The organism is Rhodococcus sp. Q1 (assembly GCF_004153645.1).
GTDB lineage: Bacteria > Actinomycetota > Actinomycetes > Mycobacteriales > Mycobacteriaceae > Rhodococcus > Rhodococcus gordoniae.
Genome location: NZ_SDMJ01000004.1, coordinates 122,111 through 140,805 on the forward strand (window position 1 = coordinate 122,111; position 18,695 = coordinate 140,805).

Below are 18,695 nucleotides of genomic sequence, written 5' to 3' on the forward strand. Positions count from 1 at the left end.
CATCACCGGCTCCCGGTAAGTCACTCGTGCGGCGCGTCATCCCCCGGGATGGCGCGCCGCACGTCGTTCGAATGCACGGAAGGATCTGCACGTGGGCGACGACACCGCGCTCGTGATCGGTCTCGGCAACCCCGGGCCCAAGTACGAGAACACCCGGCACAACATCGGATTCATGGTGGCCGACGTGCTGGCCGGACGCGTCGGCGGCAAGTTCTCCGCGCACAAGCGCAGCAACGCCGACATCGTGCAGGCCCGGCTCGACGGCCGGCAGGTGATCATCGCCGAACCCCGCACCTACATGAATCTGTCCGGTGGGCCGGTCGCCGCCCTGGCGAAGTTCTTCTCGGTCGAGCCCGCGAACGTGATCGTCGTGCACGACGAACTCGACCTGGACTTCGGGACGATCCGGCTCAAGCTCGGCGGTGGCGAGAACGGGCACAACGGCCTGCGGTCGATCTCGTCGGCGCTCGGCACCAAGGACTACCTGCGGGTGCGGATGGGCATCGGTCGCCCGCCCGGCCGGCAGGATCCCGCCGATTTCGTGCTCAAGCCGTTCTCGGCCACCGAACGCAAGGAACTCGACGTGTGGTGCGAGGAAGGGGCCGACGCCGTCGAACTGCTCCTGAAGCTCGGCCTCGAAGGCGCTCAGAACCGCATCCACTGACGGTGCGCGTCAGGCGCGCGTCAGCAGCGCCAGCGACGTACCGCGACGCAGCTTGCCCGAGGAGGTCTTCGGGATACTGCCGGGCCCGAGCACCGCGACGGTGCGGGGCCGCACGCCCACCTCGGCGACCACCGCGTGCACGATGTCGTGTTCGATGCGGCGCACCTCCTCCGGGTGGTCGGAGAGTTTGCTCTCCACCGCCACCGCGAACGATTCGCGCTTGTCCCCCGCGTCGAGCCGGATGGCCACGGCGTTGCCGGGACGCACCCCTTCGACGGTCCCCGCCGCTCGCTCGATGTCGGTGGGATAGATGTTGCGGCCGCCCATGATGATGACGTCCTTCACCCGGCCGCACACCACCACGAGCCCTTCCTCGGTGAAATAGCCCACGTCGCCGGTGTCGAGCCAGCCCTGCGCGTCCTGCGCGGACACGGGTCCGTCCACAGTGAGATAGCCGTGCGTGACGGCCTCGCCGCGCAACTGGATGATGCCCACACCGCGGGGCGGCAGCACCTGCCCGTCGCGGTCGACGATGCGCCCCTCGAGACCGGCCACGAGACGCCCGAGAGTGGGCATACGGCGCGCGTGGGGGCGGGTGCTCGGCACGGCCATCCCACCTGCTTCGAGCAGGTCGGGATCCACCACGTCGAGCACCATCCCCCGCCCCGGATCGGGGACCGACACCGCGAGCGTGGTCTCGGCCATCCCGTAGGACGGGGCGAGGGCGGAGGGTTCGAGACCGAATCGCTCACCGGCGTCCGCGAGCGCCTCCATCGTGTCGGGGTCCACCGGCTCGGCGCCGTTCCACATCCAGCGCATCGACGACAGGTCGAGCGAGCCGTCCGGCGCCTGCGACAACTTCCGGGCCAGCAGCGAGTACGCGAAATTCGGTGCAGCCGTCAGGGTTCCGCGGTACTTGCTGATCAGTTCCGCCCACAGGATCGGCGAGCGGAGGAAATCCAGCGGCGTCACCGACACAACCTCCGCACCCACCTGCATGGGGACGCTGAGGAAGGCCACCATGCCCATGTCGTGGAACAACGGCAGCCAGCTGACCATGACGTCGTCGTCGAGCGAGAACTTGACGCGGTCCATCATCGCCGTCGCGTTGGCGTAGAAGTTGCCGTGCGTGATCCGCACCGCCTTCGGCGAACCGGTGGACCCGGAGGTGAGTTGCTGCAGCACGATGTCCGATTCCGCGGTATCCACGGGATCGACCGGATGTCCTTCCCGCATCCGCTCCACGGTGACGACGGAGATGCCCCGTTCGCGCAGCAGCGACTCCGCGATCTCGAAGGGTGCGCCGAGGACGACGGCGCGTGCGTCGATCATCCGCAGGACCACCTCGGTGTCGCGCGACCACGACTGCAGATCGGTCCGCGGGGTGGGCTGGTGCAGCATCGTCACACTGCCGCCGCGCATCCACACCGCCTGGCAGACCGGGGCGATGTCCACGGGCTGTCCTGCGAGGACGCCCACCGAGTCGCCGGGGCCGATGCCTGCGGCAGCCAGGGCACCGGCCATACGGCGGGCCTGCCGGTGGATCAGTCCCCAGTTCTGTCGCAGCGGCGCATCCGGTTCGCCGGTGACCAGAGCCCCGGAGTCCGATTCCGCCGTCGCATACATCTCCTCGGTGAACCTGCTCACGACCCGCTCCTCGTCCGGTGGTGCACGACCTCGATCAAGATCCGGTAGTTGCACATCAGCGTGCGCCTCCGAGGGGTGGGCGTGGGGCCACCTTCGGGAAACGTGATCGAATCTGGCGGAAATCGACACCGAATCGCCGAGTAACATGAACGAGTCGGCGGCGATAGCGCCCCTACTCCCTGCCCCCTTCGAGAGGTTTTTCCCGTTGAGCACCCCGCACGCTTCGGCCGACAGTCAATCCACCGGCACGATGGAGCCTGCGCAGTCTTCCGGCGCCCCGAAGCCCGCATCCGCGAAGGAGGTCCGTGCCGAAGCCGAGCGCAGACGCACCTTCGCCGTCATCTCGCACCCCGATGCCGGTAAGTCGACGCTCACCGAGGCGCTCGCCCTGCACGCGAAGGTCATCTCCGAGGCCGGTGCGGTCCACGGCAAGGCCGGCCGCAAGTCGACGGTCTCCGATTGGATGGAGATGGAGAAGGCCCGCGGCATCTCCGTCAGTTCCACCGCCCTGCAGTTCAACTACACGCGCTCGGATGTCGCGGGCACCGACGACGAGATCGTCAACGTCGTCAATCTCGTCGACACCCCCGGCCACTCCGACTTCTCGGAGGACACCTATCGGGTCCTCACCGCCGTCGACGCCGCCGTCATGCTCATCGACGCGGCGAAGGGTCTCGAGCCGCAGACCCTGAAGCTGTTCCAAGTGTGTCGCCACCGGGGCATCCCCGTGGTCACCGTCATCAACAAGTGGGACCGCCCCGGCCGGACGCCGCTGGAGTTGCTCGACGAGATCGACGAGCGCATCGGCCTGACGCCGACCCCCCTGTTCTGGCCCGTGGGCATCGCCGGTGACTTCCGCGGCCTGCTGCGTCGCGGCGAGGACGGCGCCCCGGCCGAGTACATCAAGTTCACCCGCACCGCCGGTGGCGCCAAGATCGCACCCGAGGAGCATCTGTCCGCCGACGAGGCGCTCGCTCTCGAGGGCGAGACCTGGGTCGAGGCCGCCGAGGAGTCCGAACTGCTCTCGATCAACGGTCAGGACCACGATCAGGAGATGTTCCTCGCGGGACAGACCTCGCCGGTGATCTTCGCGTCGGCGATGCTCAACTTCGGCGTGCGGCAGATCCTCGACACCCTCGTCACGCTCGCACCGCCGCCGCGGGCCCGCGTCGCCGTCGACGAGACGCCCCGCGAGGTCGACGACCCGTTCAGCGCCGTGGTGTTCAAGGTGCAGGCAGGGATGGACACCGCCCACCGCGACCGGCTCGCGTTCATGCGTGTCGTGTCGGGCGTCTTCGAGCGCGGCATGGTGGTCACGCACGCGCAGACCGGAAAGCCCTTCGCCACCAAGTACGCGCTGACCGTCTTCGGCCGCGAACGCTCCACGGTGGAGAACGCCTATCCCGGCGACGTCGTCGGTCTGGTCAACGCCACCGCGCTGGCGCCGGGCCACACCCTCTACGTCGAGAAGAAGGTGGAGTTCCCGCCGATCCCGTCGTTCGCCCCCGAGCACTTCGCGATCCTGCGGGCCGAGAGCGCCTCGAAGTACAAGCAGTTCCGCAAGGCCGTCGACCAGCTCGACTCCGAGGGTGTCGTGCAGATCCTCCGCAACGACATCCGCGGCGACGCCTCGCCGGTGATGGCGGCCGTGGGCCCGATGCAGTTCGAGGTGGTCGCCGCGCGGATGAAGGCCGAATACAACGTCGATCCGAGGATCGAGAACCTCGGATACACGCTCGCGCGTCGCACCGACGCGGCCTCGGCCGACGAACTGAACCGCCAGCGCGGCATCGAGGTGTTCACCCGGTCGGACGGTGTACTCCTCGCGCTCGTCAGCGACAAGTGGCGGCTGCAGTACATCCTCAAGGAGATGCCGGAACTGACCCTCGAACCGCTCGTCGCCGCGACCGACTGAGCATCCCGGCGATGCCGGGCGGGTAGTGCGTCCAGCGGATTTTACTGATACTTTCCCTTCCGTCGATCCGACGTATTCGGGTGGAATCAGGAGTTGTGTCGATGAACGACGACGTACCGGCCGCAGCCGGCGAGGACCGGCCGTCCGGTAGGACGGCGGATGCGAGCAGACGATCCGGACGCGCGAAGCGCTCGGGGACCTTCGTCTACCCGCTGCCGAGCACTCCCCTCCCGAGCAGTACCCCACTGACGAGTACGCCGGATACCGGAACACACCGCACGAGGGACGCATCGTCGCTCGAAGGTGACCCGGCCGGCGGGGTGGGCGCCGGCAATTCCGAGGAAGGAACGACCCTGGTGAGCAGCACCGGCACGAACGGCTCCGCGAGCGGGCCCGCCACTACCACGACGACGGCCACCGAGAGCCTCGGCACCGTCACCGCGCCGAGCCCGGTCCTGTCGCGGCGCAATTCGATGGGCGTTGCGTCGGTGCGCATCGCCGCGCGACTCGCACAGAACGAACTGACCTCGCGCGACTCGCGCAACACCGGCTCGCACGGCGACCCGATAGCGGACGACGACGAACTGCTCACGCTGCTCGGCGAGTACCTGCTGGCCGGCGGTCTCGAGAAGCCGGAGATCCACGCGACCCTCGGTGGGCAGCCCATCGTCGTCGACCTGCAGGTACCGCAGCGCCGCGCCCGCTAGAGCGAACAGAGCAGCCGGGCGGGCTTATCGGTCGCCGAACAGAGCGGCGATCGCCACCGGGTCCACATCCTCGAGAGCCGCAGGCGACCAGCGCGGATCGCGGGTCTTGTCGACGAGGACGGCGCGCACGCCTTCGGCGAAGTCCGGGGTCGCGGCGACCCGCACGGCCACGTCGAGTTCGCGGGCGAAACACTCCTCGAGGGTGCTCTCCGCACCGCGGCGCATCAGTTCGGCCGTGGCCCACACGCTCGTCGGCGACAACGACCGCAGCGCCGTGCGGGTCTGCTCGGCCCACGTCGCGTCGATGTCGGTGAGAACGTCGAGGCGGCTCACCATATCGAGCACCGTCCCGTCGCCGAATACCATCTCGATGTCGGGGAAGCGTTGCGCCAGTGAGGATTCGGGTGCCGGTTCGACGAATTCGTCGAGGGCGTCGCGCCACCGGCCCGCGCGGATGCGGTCGGTGAAATCGTCGATGCGTGCGCTGGGCACGTAGTGCGTGGCCAGGCCGACGGCCAGCGCGTCGCCGGCATCGATGCGGGCACCGGTGAGCCCGAGATACATCCCCACCGCGTCGCAGCGCGCCGTGGTGCCGCGCAGTCGCGGGAGGAAATGGCTGGACCCGATGTCGGGGACGAACCCGATCGCCGTTTCGGGCATGGCCATGGTGGTCTTCTCGGTGGTGACACGCACCGCGCCGTGCACCGAGATGCCGAGCCCGCCGCCCATCGTGACGCCGTCGAGGACCGCGAGATAAGGCTTGGGGTAGGTGGCGACGAGTTCGTCGAGACGGTACTCGTCGGCGAAGTACTCCCGGACGGTGTCGAAGCGTCCTTCCAGGGCCACCTCGCGCACCGGTTTGACGTCGCCACCGGCACAGAACGCACGGTCGGACGTGCTGGTGACCAGCACTGCCGTGACGGCCGGGTCGTCGCGCCAGGCGAGAAGCGACGAACGGACGTCGCGGATCATCGACCGGTCGAGCGCGTTGAGCGCACCGGGACGGTCGAGTTGCACTTCGCCGACTCCGTTGGCGACGTGTGTGCGGATGAAGGACTCGTTCACGGGCGGGAGCCTACCGGTCACGGATGAAGTTCTTCGGCGGCCCATCGATCCCCCTTCCGCCGGTAGCGATGACGCAGGTGCCGCCGGCCGGGATCCGCCTGCCAGAACTCCACGGTCCCGGCGGCGACGCACCACGCGGTCCAGTGCGGTGAGACGAACTCGGGATCGTGTTCGAGCGCGGTCAGACGTTCCTGCACGAGACGGTCGTACTCGGCGGGATCGGCAAGGACCTCGCTCTGACGGCCCGTGGACGCCACGGCGCGGGCGAAGACCGACCGTTCCCGGAAGTCGCGGGCACACATCTCGGGTGGGCCGACCAGGACGGGCCCACGCACGCGGACCTGCCGGCCGAGTTCACGCCAGTACACGGTGAGCGCGGCGGCCGGCGCCGTATCGAGCTGGCGCCCCTTCGGCGAGCGGTCGTCGCCGGAGAACCACCAGCCGTCGTCGGTGACGTCCTTGATCAGCAGTGTGCGTGCGTCGGGCATCCCGGACGGGTCGACGGTCGACAGGGTCGCGGCGTGCGGCTCGGCGATACCGGCCTCGACGGCGTCGGTGAGCCATCGAAGGAAGGTCTCCTGCGGCGTCGGCGCCGGATCGAACGCCGGCGCGGACGCCGCACGGGCGGGCAACGCCCGGATCCAGCCGCGGGTGTCGGGAAACTCACTGCGACGCGCGATCTCGCTCATCGCCGCATGGTACCGGCGCGGGACGGGGGCGGTTCACTCCCGAGGGGGCGGGAGCTTGCCGGTCAACGGACCGACGAGCATCCAGCGATGCCCGAAGGGGTCGAGCAGGGTGGCGTTGCGATGGCCGTGGGCCTCGTTGATCCACCTCTCGACCGAACCACCGGCCAGCCGGGCGCGGGTGAGCACGGCATCGGTGTCGGCCACCTCGAGCATCAGACTCACCGAGACCGCTCCCTCCTGCGGCGCGGTGAGTCCGAGTTCCGCGAATTCGTCTGCCAGATAGATCATTCCGCTGGGAAATCGGAGCTCGGCGTGGCCCACACGACCGTCGTCCATGACGACCGGCTCGGCGGTCAGTGAGGCCTCGAAGACCCGGGTGTACCACTCGATCGCGTCGTGCGCCCGCGGCACCGTCAGGTAGGGCAACGCACCCGGGCGCGGGAAACCACCGGAGGCTTCGGAGAACATCTCGCCGCGCCTTCTCAGGACGCTTTCGGCTGCTGCAGCATCGCCCACCGGTTGGTGGTCAACCGGACCGACGTGGAGTCGCCCATGCATGTGACCGTCTCCCAGTTCCGCTGATATCCGGTGCGGCTGATCCGCCAGCATCCGTCGTCGTCCAGGCTGTAGCGATCGTGGTAGTAGGCCGAGCCGCGCAACAGCATCCCGTCCTCGGGGATGATCACGGTGTCGGACAACAACCACACCCCGGTGGCGCTGCGGCCGTCGTCGGCGATGTCGATCTCGGGATGGGAGCATGTGTGCTCCGTGATCAGACGTGTGCCCAGCGTGTTCTCGAGGAAACCGATGAAGGCGTCGCGCGAGTCGAAAACGAGATGCTCTCCGTAGACGGCGTGCGCGTCGGGGGTCAGAGTGTTCGCCAGTTCGTCCCAGTCCTTCGTGTCGAGCGCTCGCGCATAACGGTATTTGAGCCGCGTGATCTCCGCTACCGCCTGCACATCCATCGTCGGCCTCCCATTGGGACCCCCCTCTGCGAGTATTCGAATTCCAGGCTAGCCCGGAAGACCTGTGCAGACGGCAGGAATCACACTGTTACCAGGTCTCACTCGGTCGCGATTCGGTCACGGGAGCACTCCTCGGTCACTGCTCCGGACGGCGCAGCGCGCGGATGGTCGCGTCGACGACGAGTTCGGCGTACTCGACATCGATGCCCTGGTCCGGCGTCGTCAACGCGAACAGGGCGTGGCTGAGCACGGTGCCGGTGACCATCTCGAGCAGTAGTGTCGCCGAGGTGTCGGCGGGGAGCTCGCCGCGCTCGACGGCCCGGTGCACGATCGTGCGGGCCGCGAGTACGCGGCTGCGGTTGAGTGTGAGGGTCAGCCGGGCGAGCAGTTCGGGATGGGCGCGGGCGTCGAGTGCCACGCGCAGGCTCACCAGACCGGAGGTGGTCCGGTAGCCGCGCAACAGCTGCCGGGCGAGTTCTACGAGATCCGATCGGAGCGCGCCGGTGTCGATCGGGACGGGCAGCGGGCTACGCGCCTCCAGCGCCTGGACCAGAAGGTCGTCCTTGCTCGACCACCGGCGGTAGAGGGCGGCGCGACCCACCCGCGCACGCCGCCCGACGGCGTCGAGCGTGAAACCACGCCAGCTCGTTTCGGAATACACCTCGAGCACGGCGTCGAACACGCGGTCCTCGAGATCGGCGTCGCGAGGACGGCCGCGGCGCCGCGGGGCGGGTACTTCGGTCACGTCGGGTAAGTGTGCCAGACCACCCCTCGATTTACAGACTGAAAAAGTCCGTATTAAGCTGGCGGCGCCCTCCTCCCCCAGAGCAGACCGAAGGAACACCATGACCGACCCCACCCGGGTTCCCGTCGTGATCGGCGTCGGCGACCTGCGCTCCGGCCGTGCCGGTGCGCCCGCCGACCCGCGTGAACCGCTCGACCTCATCCACGAGGCCACCCTCGCCGCTATCGCCGACACCGGTGCCGATCTCGCGACGCGGATCGACACCATCCACGCGATCAAGACCGCGAGCTGGGACTACGACGACCTGCCGGGTCTGCTCGCCGAACGCCTCGGCGCCGCACCCCGGCGCACCTCGACGAGCCCGATCGGCGGCCACTGGCCGGCGGCCCTGCTCGACCGCATCGGCCACGACATCGCCGCGGGCACCAGCACCGTCGCGCTGCTCGTCGGCGGCGAGGCGCAGGCCTCGGTGACCAACTCGTACAAGGCCGGAACGGATCCGGCCACGCTCGGATGGACCACCGCTCCGGGCGGCCCCACACCGATCGGCAGCGAGGACCTCGGCAGCCCCGCGATGCAGCGCGCCGGCATGATCGTCCCCACGCGGGTCTACCCGCTGTTCGAGAACCGGCTCAGCCACGATCTCGGGCACTCCCGCGAGAAATCGCTCGACTGGTCGGCCACCCTGTACGCCGCCTTCTCGGAGTTCGCCGCCGAGAACCCGGCGTCCTGGAGCCCGGAGCGCCGCACCGCGGACGACATCCGCACCATCGCCGGCAAGAACCGTCTCGTCACCGACCCGTACCCGCTGATGGTCAACGCCATGCCGTTCGTCGACCAGGCCGCGGCCGTGGTCGTCACCTCGCTCGCCGTGGCCCGCGAACTCGGCGTCCCCGACGACCACCTGCTCTACGTGTGGGGCGGAGCCGGCGCGACCGAACCGTCGGACGTGCTGGCGCGCGGCGACTTCGGACGCTCCGCCGCACTCGACGACGCGTTGCGCCGCACCCTGACGGCGACCGACCTGCGCCCCGGCGACTTCGACATCATCGACGCCTACAGCTGCTTCCCCGTGGTGCCGAAACTGCTCGTCGAGCAGCTCGGCCTCCCCCGCGACACCGTCCCGTCGGTGACCGGCGGCCACTCCTTCTTCGGCGGACCGCTCAACAGCTACACGCTGCACTCTGTGGTGTCGGTGGCCGGGCGCCTGCGCCGGGACGGCGAGCTCGCCCTCGTGCACGGCAACGGTGGCTACCTGACCTACCAGCACGTCGTGGTCCTCGGTTGCGCCCCCCACACCGACGGCTACGTCGGCGACCCGGAGCACGTGTTGCTCGAACCGTCCGCACCCGAGGCAGCGACCGACTACAGCGGGGAAGTCCAGATCGTCACGGCCACCGCAGAATTCGGTCGCGACGGCAACCCGTCGGTCGGTTTCCTCGTCGGCCTCACCCCCGACGGCCGGCGCATCTCCGGCCGGACCGACGCCACCGGCGCCGCGGTTCTCGCCGCCGGCGCCGACATCGTCGGCGAGACCGTGCACGTCACCGACAACGGCGGTCACCTGACCGTCACCCGCATCGAGCACCTGTCCCCCGAGGAGCCCCGGTCGTGAGCGAACCCGTCGTTCTCGTCGAGAAGCGCGAGCACGTCCTGCTCGTCACCATCAACCGTCCCGAGGCGGCCAACAGCATCAATGCCGAGGTGCACCGGGCGCTCGGTGAGGCCTGGGAACGCGCCGACTCCGAACGCGGCGTGCGCGTCGTGGTACTCACCGGCGCCGGCGACGCCGTCTTCTGTGGCGGTGCGGATCTCAAGGCACTCGGCACCGAGGGACCGGACGGGGTCACTCCACCCGAGACCGCCCACTGGGGTTTCGCGGGTGTCGTCAAGCACCACATCTCCAAACCCGTCATCGCGGCGGTCAACGGCACCGCGCTCGGCGGCGGCACCGAACTCGCCCTCGCGAGCGATCTCGTCGTCGCCTCCGACACTGCGGAATTCGGGCTGCCCGAGGTGCACCGCGGCCTGATCGCCGGAGCCGGCGGGGTGTTCCGTATCGGCCAGGCGATCCCGCGCGCCGTCGCGATGGAACTGGTCCTGACCGGCAAGCCGATGTCCTCCGCCGACGCCCTGCGCTGGGGACTGGTCAACCGGGTCGTCCCGCAGCCCGAGGTCCTCGACACCGCGCTGGCCCTCGCCGCCGACATCGCTGCCGGCGCCCCGCTCGCCGTGCAGGCGAGCAAGACCGTCGCCCGCGGCATCATCGACGGCAACGTTCCCGCCGAGGACCAGGCATGGGAACTGACCGGCAAGGCGCTCGCGCGCCTGACCACCAGCGCCGACACCCTCGAAGGTGTCATGGCCTTCATGCAGAAGCGCGCACCCGTCTGGAAGGGCGAATAGCGATGACCACCACCGGAGTGATCCGCTGGGACACAGACGAGCAGAAGGCACTGCGTCGGCTCGCGGCCGATTTCACCCGTAAGGAGATCGTCCCCCATCTCGACGAGTGGGAACGCGCCGGTGAGATCCCCCGCGAACTCCACCGCAAGGCCGCCGATGCAGGTCTGCTCGGCGCCTCGGTCGCCGAGGAACACGGCGGCTCGGGCGGCACCGCGCTCGACATGCTCGCGATCCTCGAGGAGATCATCCTCGCCGGCGGTTCCTCGGGGCTGATCTCGGCGCTGTTCAGCCACGGCATCGCGACCCCGCACATCGTCGCGTCGGGCAACGCCGATCTCATCGAGCGTTTCGCGCGACCGGCACTCGAGGGCCGGATGATCGGCTCGCTCGCGATCTCCGAACCGAGCGGCGGGTCCGACGTCGCGAACATCCGGACCACCGCGCGCCGCGAGGGCGACGAATACGTCATCAACGGCGCGAAGCTCTACATCACCTCGGGCACGCGCGCCGACTTCGTCACCACCGCGGTGCGCACGGGCGACGCCGGTGCCGGCGGCATCTCGCTCGTCGTCGTCCCGGCGGACACACCGGGTTTCACGGTTTCCCGCAAGCTCGACAAGATGGGCTGGCTGTGCTCCGACACCGCCGAGCTGTTCTACGACGACGTGCGTGTGCCCGTGAGCAACCTGATCGGCGCCGAGAACTCGGCCTTCGGCCAGATCGCGCAGCAGTTCCAGGGTGAGCGCCTGTCGCTGGCGTTCCAGGCCGTCGCCACCGCTCAGCGGTCCTTCGATCTGACCGTCGAGTGGGTCAAGTCCCGCGAGACCATGGGCCGTCCGCTGTCGAAGCGCCAGGTCGTGCGTCACCGTCTCGCCGAGCTCGCCACCGAGATCACTGCGGCACAGACGTTCTGCCGGTCCGTCGCCGAACGGTGGGTCAACGGCGAGGGCATGCTGCTCGAAACCTCGATGGCGAAGAACAACGCCGTCAAGGTGTGCGACCACGCCGTCATGGAGGCGGTGCAGCTCGCGGGCGGTATCGGCCTGATGCGTGAGAGCGAGGTCGAGCGGCACTTCCGCGACGCTCGCGTTCTCGGCATCGGCGGCGGCACCAACGAGATCATGAACGAGATCATCGGCAAGCTGCTCGGCCTGTAGGTCTCCGCCCGAACTCGGGGAGGAGCCTCGACCTACCGGATGTTCCGGTGACGGACATGAATCCTCCTGATGAGCGTTCCTTCCGACGACGCCCATCCTGTGGCCTCGAGCCGACCCGAGGCCAAGGGAATTCAGTCGAGGTCTTCGACGAGCTCCATCCACTGCTCCTCGGCCGTTTCCTTCTCCGCGACCACCTCACGCAACTGCGCATCGAGCTTCTGGAGACGGTCGGGATCGGTCGCCGCCTCCGCGAGGTCGTGGTGCAGCTTCTCCTCCTTCTCGGTCAGCTTCGCGACGAGACGCTCGAGCCGGGACAGTTCCTTGCGTGCGGCACGTTCCGCGGCACCGTCACGCTTCTTCGGCTGTTCTTCGGCGTCAGCGGATTTCGCGACGGTCGACGCCACCGACGGCACGTCCCCGTCGCCCATGGCTGCGCGCCGGCGCAAGTACTCCTCGATGCCACCGGGAAGATTGGTGAGCCGGCCGTCGCCGAACAGTGCCCACGTCGAATCACAGATGCGTTCGACGAGGTACCGGTCGTGACTGATGACCACGAGGGTTCCCGCCCAGCCGTCGAGCAGGTCCTCGAGCTGCTGGAGGGTGTCGATGTCGAGGTCGTTGGTGGGCTCGTCGAGGAGCAGCACGTTCGGCTCGGCCATGAGCACACGTGTCAGTTGCAGGCGGCGACGCTCACCACCGGACAGGTCGCCGACCGGGGTCCGCTGACGGGCCGGCGTGAAACCGAGCCGTTCGGCGAGCTGGCCGGCGGAGATCTCCTTGTCGCCCAGCGTGATCCGCTCCGCGACCTCCTGGACGGCCTCGAGCACCCGCATGTCGGTGGGCAGGTCGTCGAGCTCCTGCCGCAACCAGCCGATCTCGACGGTCTGCCCCTGGACGCGACGTCCCCGGGCCGGCTCCAGTTCGCCCGCGAGCGTGCGCAGCAGGGTCGTCTTGCCCGAGCCGTTGACGCCGACGAGACCGATCCGCTCGCCCGGACCGAGACGCCAGGTGAGGTCGCGGACCAGTTCGCGTCCGTCCGGGGTGGTGAGGGTGGCGTCCTCGAGTTCGATGACGATGCGGCCGAGGCGGCGCTTCGCGAACGACGCCAGCGCAACCGTGTCACGCGGCGGCGGCACGTTCGCGATCAGCGCCTCGGCGGCCTCGATCCGGTACTTCGGCTTGGACGTGCGGGCGGGGGCACCGCGACGCAGCCACGCGAGCTCTTTGCGGGCGAGGTTGCGGCGGCGCTCCTCCATCGCGTCGGCCTGACGAGAGCGCTCGGCACGCGCGAAGATCCAGTCGTTGTAACCACCCTCGTAACTCTCGACCCGGCCGTTCACCACTTCCCAGGTGCGGGTCGCGACGGTGTCGAGGAACCAGCGGTCGTGGGTGACGACGACGAGGGCGCTGCGCCGCGACAGCAGATGCTCGGCCAGCCACTGCACACCTTCGACGTCGAGATGGTTGGTGGGCTCGTCGAGGACCAGCAGGTCTAGATCGCGGACGAGAGCGGCCGCCAGGGCCACCCGGCGACGCTCACCACCGGACAGGCCGTCGACGACCGCGTCGAGACCGAGATTGTCGATGCCGATACCGGTGAGCACCGAGCGGATGCGTGCATCGCCCGCCCACTCGTGCTCGGCCACGCCGAGCGGGCCGAGGACGACCTCACCGACGGTCGATCCTTCCGGCAACCCGCCGCGCTGGGTCACGACGGCCATGCGGAGACCGCCTACGCGGCTCACGCGGCCCGAGTCGGGTTCCTCGATACCGGCGAGCACCTCGAGCATCGTCGTCTTGCCGCCACCGTTGAGGCCGACCACCCCGATCCGCTCCCCCTCGTTCACGCCGAGGGACACAGAGTCGAGCAGCGGCTTGATGCCGAAGGACTTCGAAACCTGTTCGAGGTTGATCAGATTCGCCACGTGGAGCAACGCCTTCCGAGAATTGCGGGGATGTACTGCGGGAGCAGCGGGATCAGGGGTGGGCGGGATCGGCGGCGTCGACGACGCGGGCGCCGGGCACCGGGCCGGACGCGACCCGCACCGTGCGGCACACACCCGCACCGGCGAGTTCGGCGCTCACGGTGACGGCGGCGTGCTGGTCCTCGACGAGGAACGCGCAGGTCGGGCCGGACCCGGAGACGATGCCTGCCAGAGCGCCGGCCTCGACACCCGCCCGGAGCGTGCGCCGCAACAGGGGGTCGAGCGACAGGGCCGCGGCCTGCAGATCGTTGCCGAGCAGCGGCGCGAGTTCGCGGGCGTCGCCGGAGCCGAGCGCGGAGAGCACCGCGTCGGCGCTGCCGAGCCGGTGGGGTTCGCCCTCCGCGCGCAGACGGTCGAGCTCGTGGAAGACGACGGGAGTGGACAGGCCGCCCTTCGCGAGGGCGAGCACCCAGTGGAAGGTGCCGCGGGTGAGAACGGGGACGAGTCGCTCGCCCCGCCCCGTTCCGATCGCCGTTCCACCGTGCAGGCAGAACGGCACGTCGCTCCCGAGCCGGGCGGCGAGATCCGCGAGATCCTCCCGCGACGCCCCGATCCCCCACAGCGCGTCGAGCGCGACGAGCGTCGCGGCCGCGTCTGCACTGCCCCCGGCCATCCCGCCTGCGACGGGGATGCCCTTGTCGATCGTGATCGCCACGTCGGGGGTGCGTGCGGCCCGCTCCGCCATCATCTCGGCGGCGCGCCAGGCCAGATTCGTCGAGTCGGTGGGTACCGCATCGGCGTTCGCTCCGCGCACCGTCACGCTCAGGGTGTCGGCGGGGACCACCGACACCTCGTCGTACAGGGACAGGGCCTGGAAGACGGTGTGCAGGTCGTGGTAGCCGTCGGGACGGAGGTCGCCCACCGCGAGATGCAGGTTGACCTTGGACGGGACCCGCACTGTCACGGGGGTCGGCACGACGGAAAGCACGAGTACAGAGCTTACTCGGGATACGGAAGCTTCCCGACCGCCGCGGCCACGCTCTACGATCGGGCGACTCGTGAACACTGTGGAGGAAATATGACTCGATCTGTACGCAATGCGGTCGCCGTCTGCGTCATCGCCGCGGCAGCTTCGCTGGGAACCGCCGGCGTCGCCTCGGCCGAACCGGCTCCGCCGCGCGTCTGCTCGCTCGGCGACCTGGTCCTGCGCTCGCTGAATCTCGTGGACTGCGTCAACCCGCCCACCGGCTCCGCCGGAGTGGCGACCGGTTCGGCCGACTCCACAGGATCGTCGACCGGCTCGTCCGGCCTGGGTATCACCGGTTACGGGGCGATGATCGGCTGACCGGACACAACGAATCCGGGCCGGCACCTTCGAGGTGCCGGCCCGGATTCGGAGAGTTATCGGTATCAGCCGATGACGTTCACGCCGGTGGCCTGCGGGCCCTTCTGGCCCTGGCCGATCTCGAAGCTCACGCGCTGGTTCTCCTCGAGGGTGCGGAAGCCGCGGCCCTGGATCTCGGAGAAGTGCACGAAGACGTCAGCGGAGCCGTCCGAGGGAGCGATGAAGCCGAAGCCCTTTTCGCCGTTGAACCACTTCACAGTACCTTCAGCCATGTTGCTGTCCTTCACTTGCAGGCAGAACGGATATAGACGTTCTGTCTCGTCGGGAGTCGGTTTCGGCTCCCGGGTCTGTCACTACACGGCTGAGACGATTCCATCGTGGCTATCGCATCCGCTCGCAACCAGAAATGTGCGAGGGGTAAACCACGAACACACTACCTAACGACCGAGGACAACTTAACCACAGATCGAGTGCGCCCGCCAGGAAGGGTGATCGGGATCACTCGACGGCGGCGAGCTGCCCATCACGACAACGGCGAGCCGCCGATCACTCCACGCCTGCGAGTCGCACGAAGGCTGCGGCGTCGAGCTTCTCCCCGCGCGTCGACGGTTCGATACCGGCAGCCAGCAGGCGCCTCTCGGCTTCCCCGGGCGAACCGGCCCAGCCGCTCAGCGCGGCGCGCAACGTCTTTCGGCGTTGAGCGAAGGCCGCGTCGACGACGGCGAACACGCGGGCGCGCGTCTGCGCGTCGGTCGGCCACGGGGGCTCGGCATAGCGGTCGACGCGCACGAGACCTGATTCCACCTGGGGAACGGGCCAGAAGACAGCACGTCCGACGGCACCCGCCCTGCGGACGTCGCCGAAGAACCGGGCCTTCACGCTGGGCACGCCGTAGATCTTGCCGCCCGGTTCGGCCGCGAGCCGGTCGGCGACCTCGGCCTGCACCATCACCAGAGCTGTTCGGAGAGAGGGGAATTCGGAGAACAGATGCAGCAGAACCGGTACCGCCACGTTGTAGGGCAGGTTCGCGACGAGCGCGGTGGGCGTGACGGGAAGATCCTTCGGCAACACCTTCATCGCGTCCATGTGCACGACGTCGAACCGGTCGGCCAGCTGCGGGGCCCGCTCCTGCACCGTGACGGGAATGCGCTGCGCGAGAACAGGATCGAGCTCGACGGCGATCACGCGGTCGACGACGTCGAGCAGCGCGAGGGTGAGCGAACCCAAGCCCGGCCCGACTTCGAGCACGACGTCGTCGGCACCGACCCCTGCGACGTTGACGATGCGGCGCACCGTGTTCGCGTCGTGCACGAAGTTCTGGCCGAGCTGTTTCGTCGGGCGTACCCCGAACTCCTCCGCGAGTGCGCGGACCTCTGCGGGTCCGAGCAGCGCGGCGAGTCCGCGCGGAGAAGCCGGGGTGGCCCTCGGAGTGGTTTCGGGATCGTCTGCTGACACGTGGTGAACCTAGCGCACTCGGGAGCAGGTCACACCGCGCACACCCGCGCCGGTCAGCGCAGACCGAGCTTGCTGGTGCAGGCCGGCCACGCGCCCCAGCCCTGGGCGGCCTGGACCTTCTCCGCGACGGCGATCTGCTGCTCGCGGGTCGCGAGATCGGCGCGCGGTGCGTACTGGGTACCGCCGAAACCGGCCCACGTCTGCTGCGTGAACTGCAGGCCGCCGTAGAAGCCGTTGCCGGTGTTGATGGCCCAGTTGCCGGTCGCTTCGCACTGGGCGATGGAATCCCAGGTGGACGCGCGCCCCGAGGCCGGCACGGCAGGCTTCGGCTTGGTGCCGACGCGGACCACCACGGGCCGCGGCTCGGCGAGGACCGTCGACGCCGTCTCGGTGCGTCCGACCTCGACACCGTTGACGGTGTGGACGTCGAAGGTCACCGACCGCTCGCCCGGAGCACCCGGGTCGTTCAGCGCGGTCTCCCCCTCGATCATGTTCGGATCGTCCACACGGTTCTCCGGCGGGGCGATCGGCAGGTTCTCGGTCCGCGACTCGGTCCGGTCGCGGGTGACCACGACCTCCATGCCGTCCTCGAGCGGAGCGTCGAGGGCGGGAGTGACGCTGTCGGCCTGCTCGAGCTTCGTTCCCTGGATCTTCAGGAACTCCGCAACCGTCGGCGCGGCGACGCGCACCTCGGCGGCGGGCGCACCGTTGTCGGCGAAGCGCACGGTCCTGGGGTTGACGACCTCGAGATCCGCGCCGTCGAGCGGGAGTCGGTGCGAACGGGACGCGGAGACGTACGCGTCGTCGGAGAGGCGGAACTGGTCGAGTGCCTCGTCGACGGTCAGCGCGGTGGTCCACACCGAGCGCTCCTCCCCGTCGACGGTGAGACGGACCTCGCGGGCCTGACGCAGGACGATGGTGTCGCCGTCGGAGACGGACGAGTCGACGGCCGGGGCCACGACGTCGTTCTCGTCGACGGTGTAGCCGGCGGCGGCCAGGATGTCGCCGACGCTGGAGTTCATGGTGCCGAAGGCACGCTGCTCACCGTCGACGTCGAGGACGACGTCCTTGTGCTGGACCACAGCAGTGGCACCACCGGCACCGAGGGTGACGAAGACAGCGGCGACCACCGAGTAGAACACCGGCGACTTGACGCGATTGATCTTGGTGAAAGGTGACACGATTATTTCCAGACGGACGACGATTGTGATCACAGCACGGTAACGAGACGGCATTGTTATTGCAACTTCATGCCGTCTAACAGCGCAGATAATGATCTCTGTCAGATCACGACGCAGATCACAAATATCGAACCGGTATTACCTTGATCATTTCGGATGTCCGAAATTGCCTCTTTCTGGCGATATTCGGAAGGTGGAATTCCTCTCGAATCGGGCGCCGGAGCACCTGCACCCCGTGACGTGACCGACGGCGCTGCACAATATGTGACGTGCTCCATCCCGGGAGGTCGCGCGGGAGAACGACACGGCACATGCGAAAGCGCGCGCTTCCACACGAAAGGTGCTGCGGACGATCGGGAGCAATCGTCCGCAGCACCTCGAAATCGCAGGTCAGGCCGCGCGCAGCAGCGGAACCTTCCGCGCGAGGACACGATCGACACCGAAGGCTCCCGAGCCGACGGCGGCGAGGAGGAGAGCCCCCGCGCCGAGTGCGGCGACGAGTTCGAAACCACCGTCGCTCGCATAGATCCCGTTCTCGATGTGCACGATGAAGAACGCGCCGAGCATGAGCAGGAACAGCAGGACCCCGAAGAGGGGGACGAGGACGCCGAGGATGAGCGCGAGCCCACCGAGGATTTCGGTCCAGGTGGCGACGAAGGCCGAGATCGCCGGGGCGGGAGCACCCATTCCTTCGAAGCCGGCCTTGGTGCCTTCGTATCCCCACGTGTCGAACTTCTGCAAGCCGTGGACGAGGAAGATGACGCCGATCACGAGCCGGGCGATCAGGATGCCGATGTCGCGGACGAGAGGGGTCTTCATGTCGAGCCTT

At 68.7% G+C, this 18,695-nt stretch carries 19 protein-coding genes; 7 read left to right on the top strand and 12 right to left on the bottom strand.

Annotated features, from left to right (window positions below; translation table 11 throughout):
- Nucleotides 1–91 precede the first annotated feature (91 nt).
- Entirely contained in the window at nucleotides 92–664 is a 573-nt protein-coding gene (gene pth, locus EQ874_RS12795; protein WP_064064655.1) for an aminoacyl-tRNA hydrolase, read from the top strand.
- A 9-nt stretch (nucleotides 665–673) separates the two neighbouring features.
- Here pth and EQ874_RS12800 read toward each other — a convergent pair whose 3' ends face one another.
- A complete protein-coding gene (locus EQ874_RS12800; protein WP_129977001.1) occupies nucleotides 674–2,311 on the bottom strand; it encodes a fatty acyl-AMP ligase in 1,638 nt (545 codons plus the stop codon).
- A 250-nt stretch (nucleotides 2,312–2,561) separates the two neighbouring features.
- Here EQ874_RS12800 and EQ874_RS12805 point away from each other — a divergent pair, with 250 nt between their 5' ends.
- Both EQ874_RS12805 and EQ874_RS12810 read left to right on the top strand, forming a co-directional pair.
- On the top strand, nucleotides 2,562–4,226 hold the full coding sequence (locus tag EQ874_RS12805; protein WP_207213552.1) for a peptide chain release factor 3: 1,665 nt from the start codon (nucleotides 2,562–2,564) through the stop codon (nucleotides 4,224–4,226).
- A 95-nt stretch (nucleotides 4,227–4,321) separates the two neighbouring features.
- Nucleotides 4,322–4,933 carry a hypothetical protein gene (locus EQ874_RS12810; protein WP_026003049.1) on the top strand — a complete coding sequence of 204 codons (612 nt, stop codon included), beginning with the start codon at nucleotides 4,322–4,324 and terminating at the stop codon, nucleotides 4,931–4,933.
- 24 nt (nucleotides 4,934–4,957) lie between these two features.
- On the opposite strand, the gene EQ874_RS12815 is transcribed toward EQ874_RS12810, so the two are convergent.
- The 5 genes from EQ874_RS12815 to EQ874_RS12835 all read right to left on the bottom strand — a co-directional run bounded on the left by EQ874_RS12815 (nucleotide 4,958) and on the right by EQ874_RS12835 (nucleotide 8,397).
- The gene (locus tag EQ874_RS12815; protein WP_129977003.1) at nucleotides 4,958–5,998 is read right to left on the bottom strand and encodes an enoyl-CoA hydratase/isomerase family protein; all 1,041 of its coding nucleotides are present in this window, start codon (nucleotides 5,996–5,998) and stop codon (nucleotides 4,958–4,960) included.
- Nucleotides 5,999–6,015: 17 nt separating this feature from the next.
- Nucleotides 6,016–6,687 (bottom strand): pyridoxal 5'-phosphate synthase, encoded by a 672-nt coding sequence (locus tag EQ874_RS12820; protein WP_129977004.1) that lies wholly within the window; start codon nucleotides 6,685–6,687, stop codon nucleotides 6,016–6,018.
- 33 nt (nucleotides 6,688–6,720) lie between these two features.
- On the bottom strand, nucleotides 6,721–7,155 hold the full coding sequence (locus EQ874_RS12825) for a VOC family protein (protein ID WP_016933057.1): 435 nt from the start codon (nucleotides 7,153–7,155) through the stop codon (nucleotides 6,721–6,723).
- Nucleotides 7,156–7,169: 14 nt separating this feature from the next.
- Nucleotides 7,170–7,652: a nuclear transport factor 2 family protein gene (locus EQ874_RS12830; RefSeq protein WP_016933056.1), complete on the bottom strand. Its 483-nt coding sequence runs from the start codon at nucleotides 7,650–7,652 to the stop codon at nucleotides 7,170–7,172.
- 136 nt (nucleotides 7,653–7,788) lie between these two features.
- Nucleotides 7,789–8,397, bottom strand: coding sequence for a TetR/AcrR family transcriptional regulator (locus tag EQ874_RS12835; protein WP_064064660.1), 609 nt, complete (start codon nucleotides 8,395–8,397; stop codon nucleotides 7,789–7,791).
- 100 nt (nucleotides 8,398–8,497) lie between these two features.
- On the opposite strand from EQ874_RS12835, the gene EQ874_RS12840 reads away from it, so the two are divergent.
- The 3 genes from EQ874_RS12840 to EQ874_RS12850 are packed head-to-tail and all read left to right on the top strand — an operon-like array spanning nucleotide 8,498 to nucleotide 11,960.
- Nucleotides 8,498–10,012 (top strand): hypothetical protein, encoded by a 1,515-nt coding sequence (locus tag EQ874_RS12840; RefSeq protein ID WP_064064661.1) that lies wholly within the window; start codon nucleotides 8,498–8,500, stop codon nucleotides 10,010–10,012.
- Nucleotides 10,009–10,803 carry an enoyl-CoA hydratase-related protein gene (locus EQ874_RS12845; protein WP_129977005.1) on the top strand — a complete coding sequence of 265 codons (795 nt, stop codon included), beginning with the start codon at nucleotides 10,009–10,011 and terminating at the stop codon, nucleotides 10,801–10,803. Before EQ874_RS12840 ends, EQ874_RS12845 begins: the two co-directional genes overlap by 4 nt.
- Before the next feature lie 2 nt (nucleotides 10,804–10,805).
- Nucleotides 10,806–11,960 carry an acyl-CoA dehydrogenase family protein gene (locus tag EQ874_RS12850; protein WP_064064663.1) on the top strand — a complete coding sequence of 385 codons (1,155 nt, stop codon included), beginning with the start codon at nucleotides 10,806–10,808 and terminating at the stop codon, nucleotides 11,958–11,960.
- Nucleotides 11,961–12,091: 131 nt separating this feature from the next.
- On the opposite strand, the gene EQ874_RS12855 is transcribed toward EQ874_RS12850, so the two are convergent.
- Together EQ874_RS12855 and EQ874_RS12860 are read right to left on the bottom strand one after the other, a co-directional pair.
- Nucleotides 12,092–13,885, bottom strand: a complete 1,794-nt coding sequence (locus tag EQ874_RS12855; RefSeq protein ID WP_129977006.1) for an ABC-F family ATP-binding cassette domain-containing protein — start codon at nucleotides 13,883–13,885, stop codon at nucleotides 12,092–12,094.
- 52 nt (nucleotides 13,886–13,937) lie between these two features.
- Entirely contained in the window at nucleotides 13,938–14,873 is a 936-nt protein-coding gene (locus EQ874_RS12860) for a 4-(cytidine 5'-diphospho)-2-C-methyl-D-erythritol kinase (RefSeq protein ID WP_016934062.1), read from the bottom strand.
- A gap of 90 nt (nucleotides 14,874–14,963) precedes the next feature.
- Here EQ874_RS12860 and EQ874_RS12865 point away from each other — a divergent pair, with 90 nt between their 5' ends.
- Nucleotides 14,964–15,230: a hypothetical protein gene (locus EQ874_RS12865; RefSeq protein ID WP_016934061.1), complete on the top strand. Its 267-nt coding sequence runs from the start codon at nucleotides 14,964–14,966 to the stop codon at nucleotides 15,228–15,230.
- A gap of 65 nt (nucleotides 15,231–15,295) precedes the next feature.
- Here EQ874_RS12865 and EQ874_RS12870 read toward each other — a convergent pair whose 3' ends face one another.
- From EQ874_RS12870 to EQ874_RS12885, 4 genes are all read right to left on the bottom strand, one after another.
- Nucleotides 15,296–15,502 (bottom strand): cold-shock protein, encoded by a 207-nt coding sequence (locus tag EQ874_RS12870; protein WP_006553820.1) that lies wholly within the window; start codon nucleotides 15,500–15,502, stop codon nucleotides 15,296–15,298.
- Between the two features lie 274 nt (nucleotides 15,503–15,776).
- A complete protein-coding gene (gene rsmA / locus EQ874_RS12875; protein ID WP_064064666.1) occupies nucleotides 15,777–16,685 on the bottom strand; it encodes a 16S rRNA (adenine(1518)-N(6)/adenine(1519)-N(6))-dimethyltransferase RsmA in 909 nt (302 codons plus the stop codon).
- Nucleotides 16,686–16,738: 53 nt separating this feature from the next.
- A complete protein-coding gene (locus EQ874_RS12880; protein WP_129977007.1) occupies nucleotides 16,739–17,866 on the bottom strand; it encodes a resuscitation-promoting factor in 1,128 nt (375 codons plus the stop codon).
- 390 nt (nucleotides 17,867–18,256) lie between these two features.
- Complete coding sequence (locus EQ874_RS12885) at nucleotides 18,257–18,685, bottom strand: DoxX family protein (RefSeq protein WP_129977008.1); 429 nt, start codon at nucleotides 18,683–18,685, stop codon at nucleotides 18,257–18,259.
- Nucleotides 18,686–18,695: the final 10 nt, after the last annotated feature.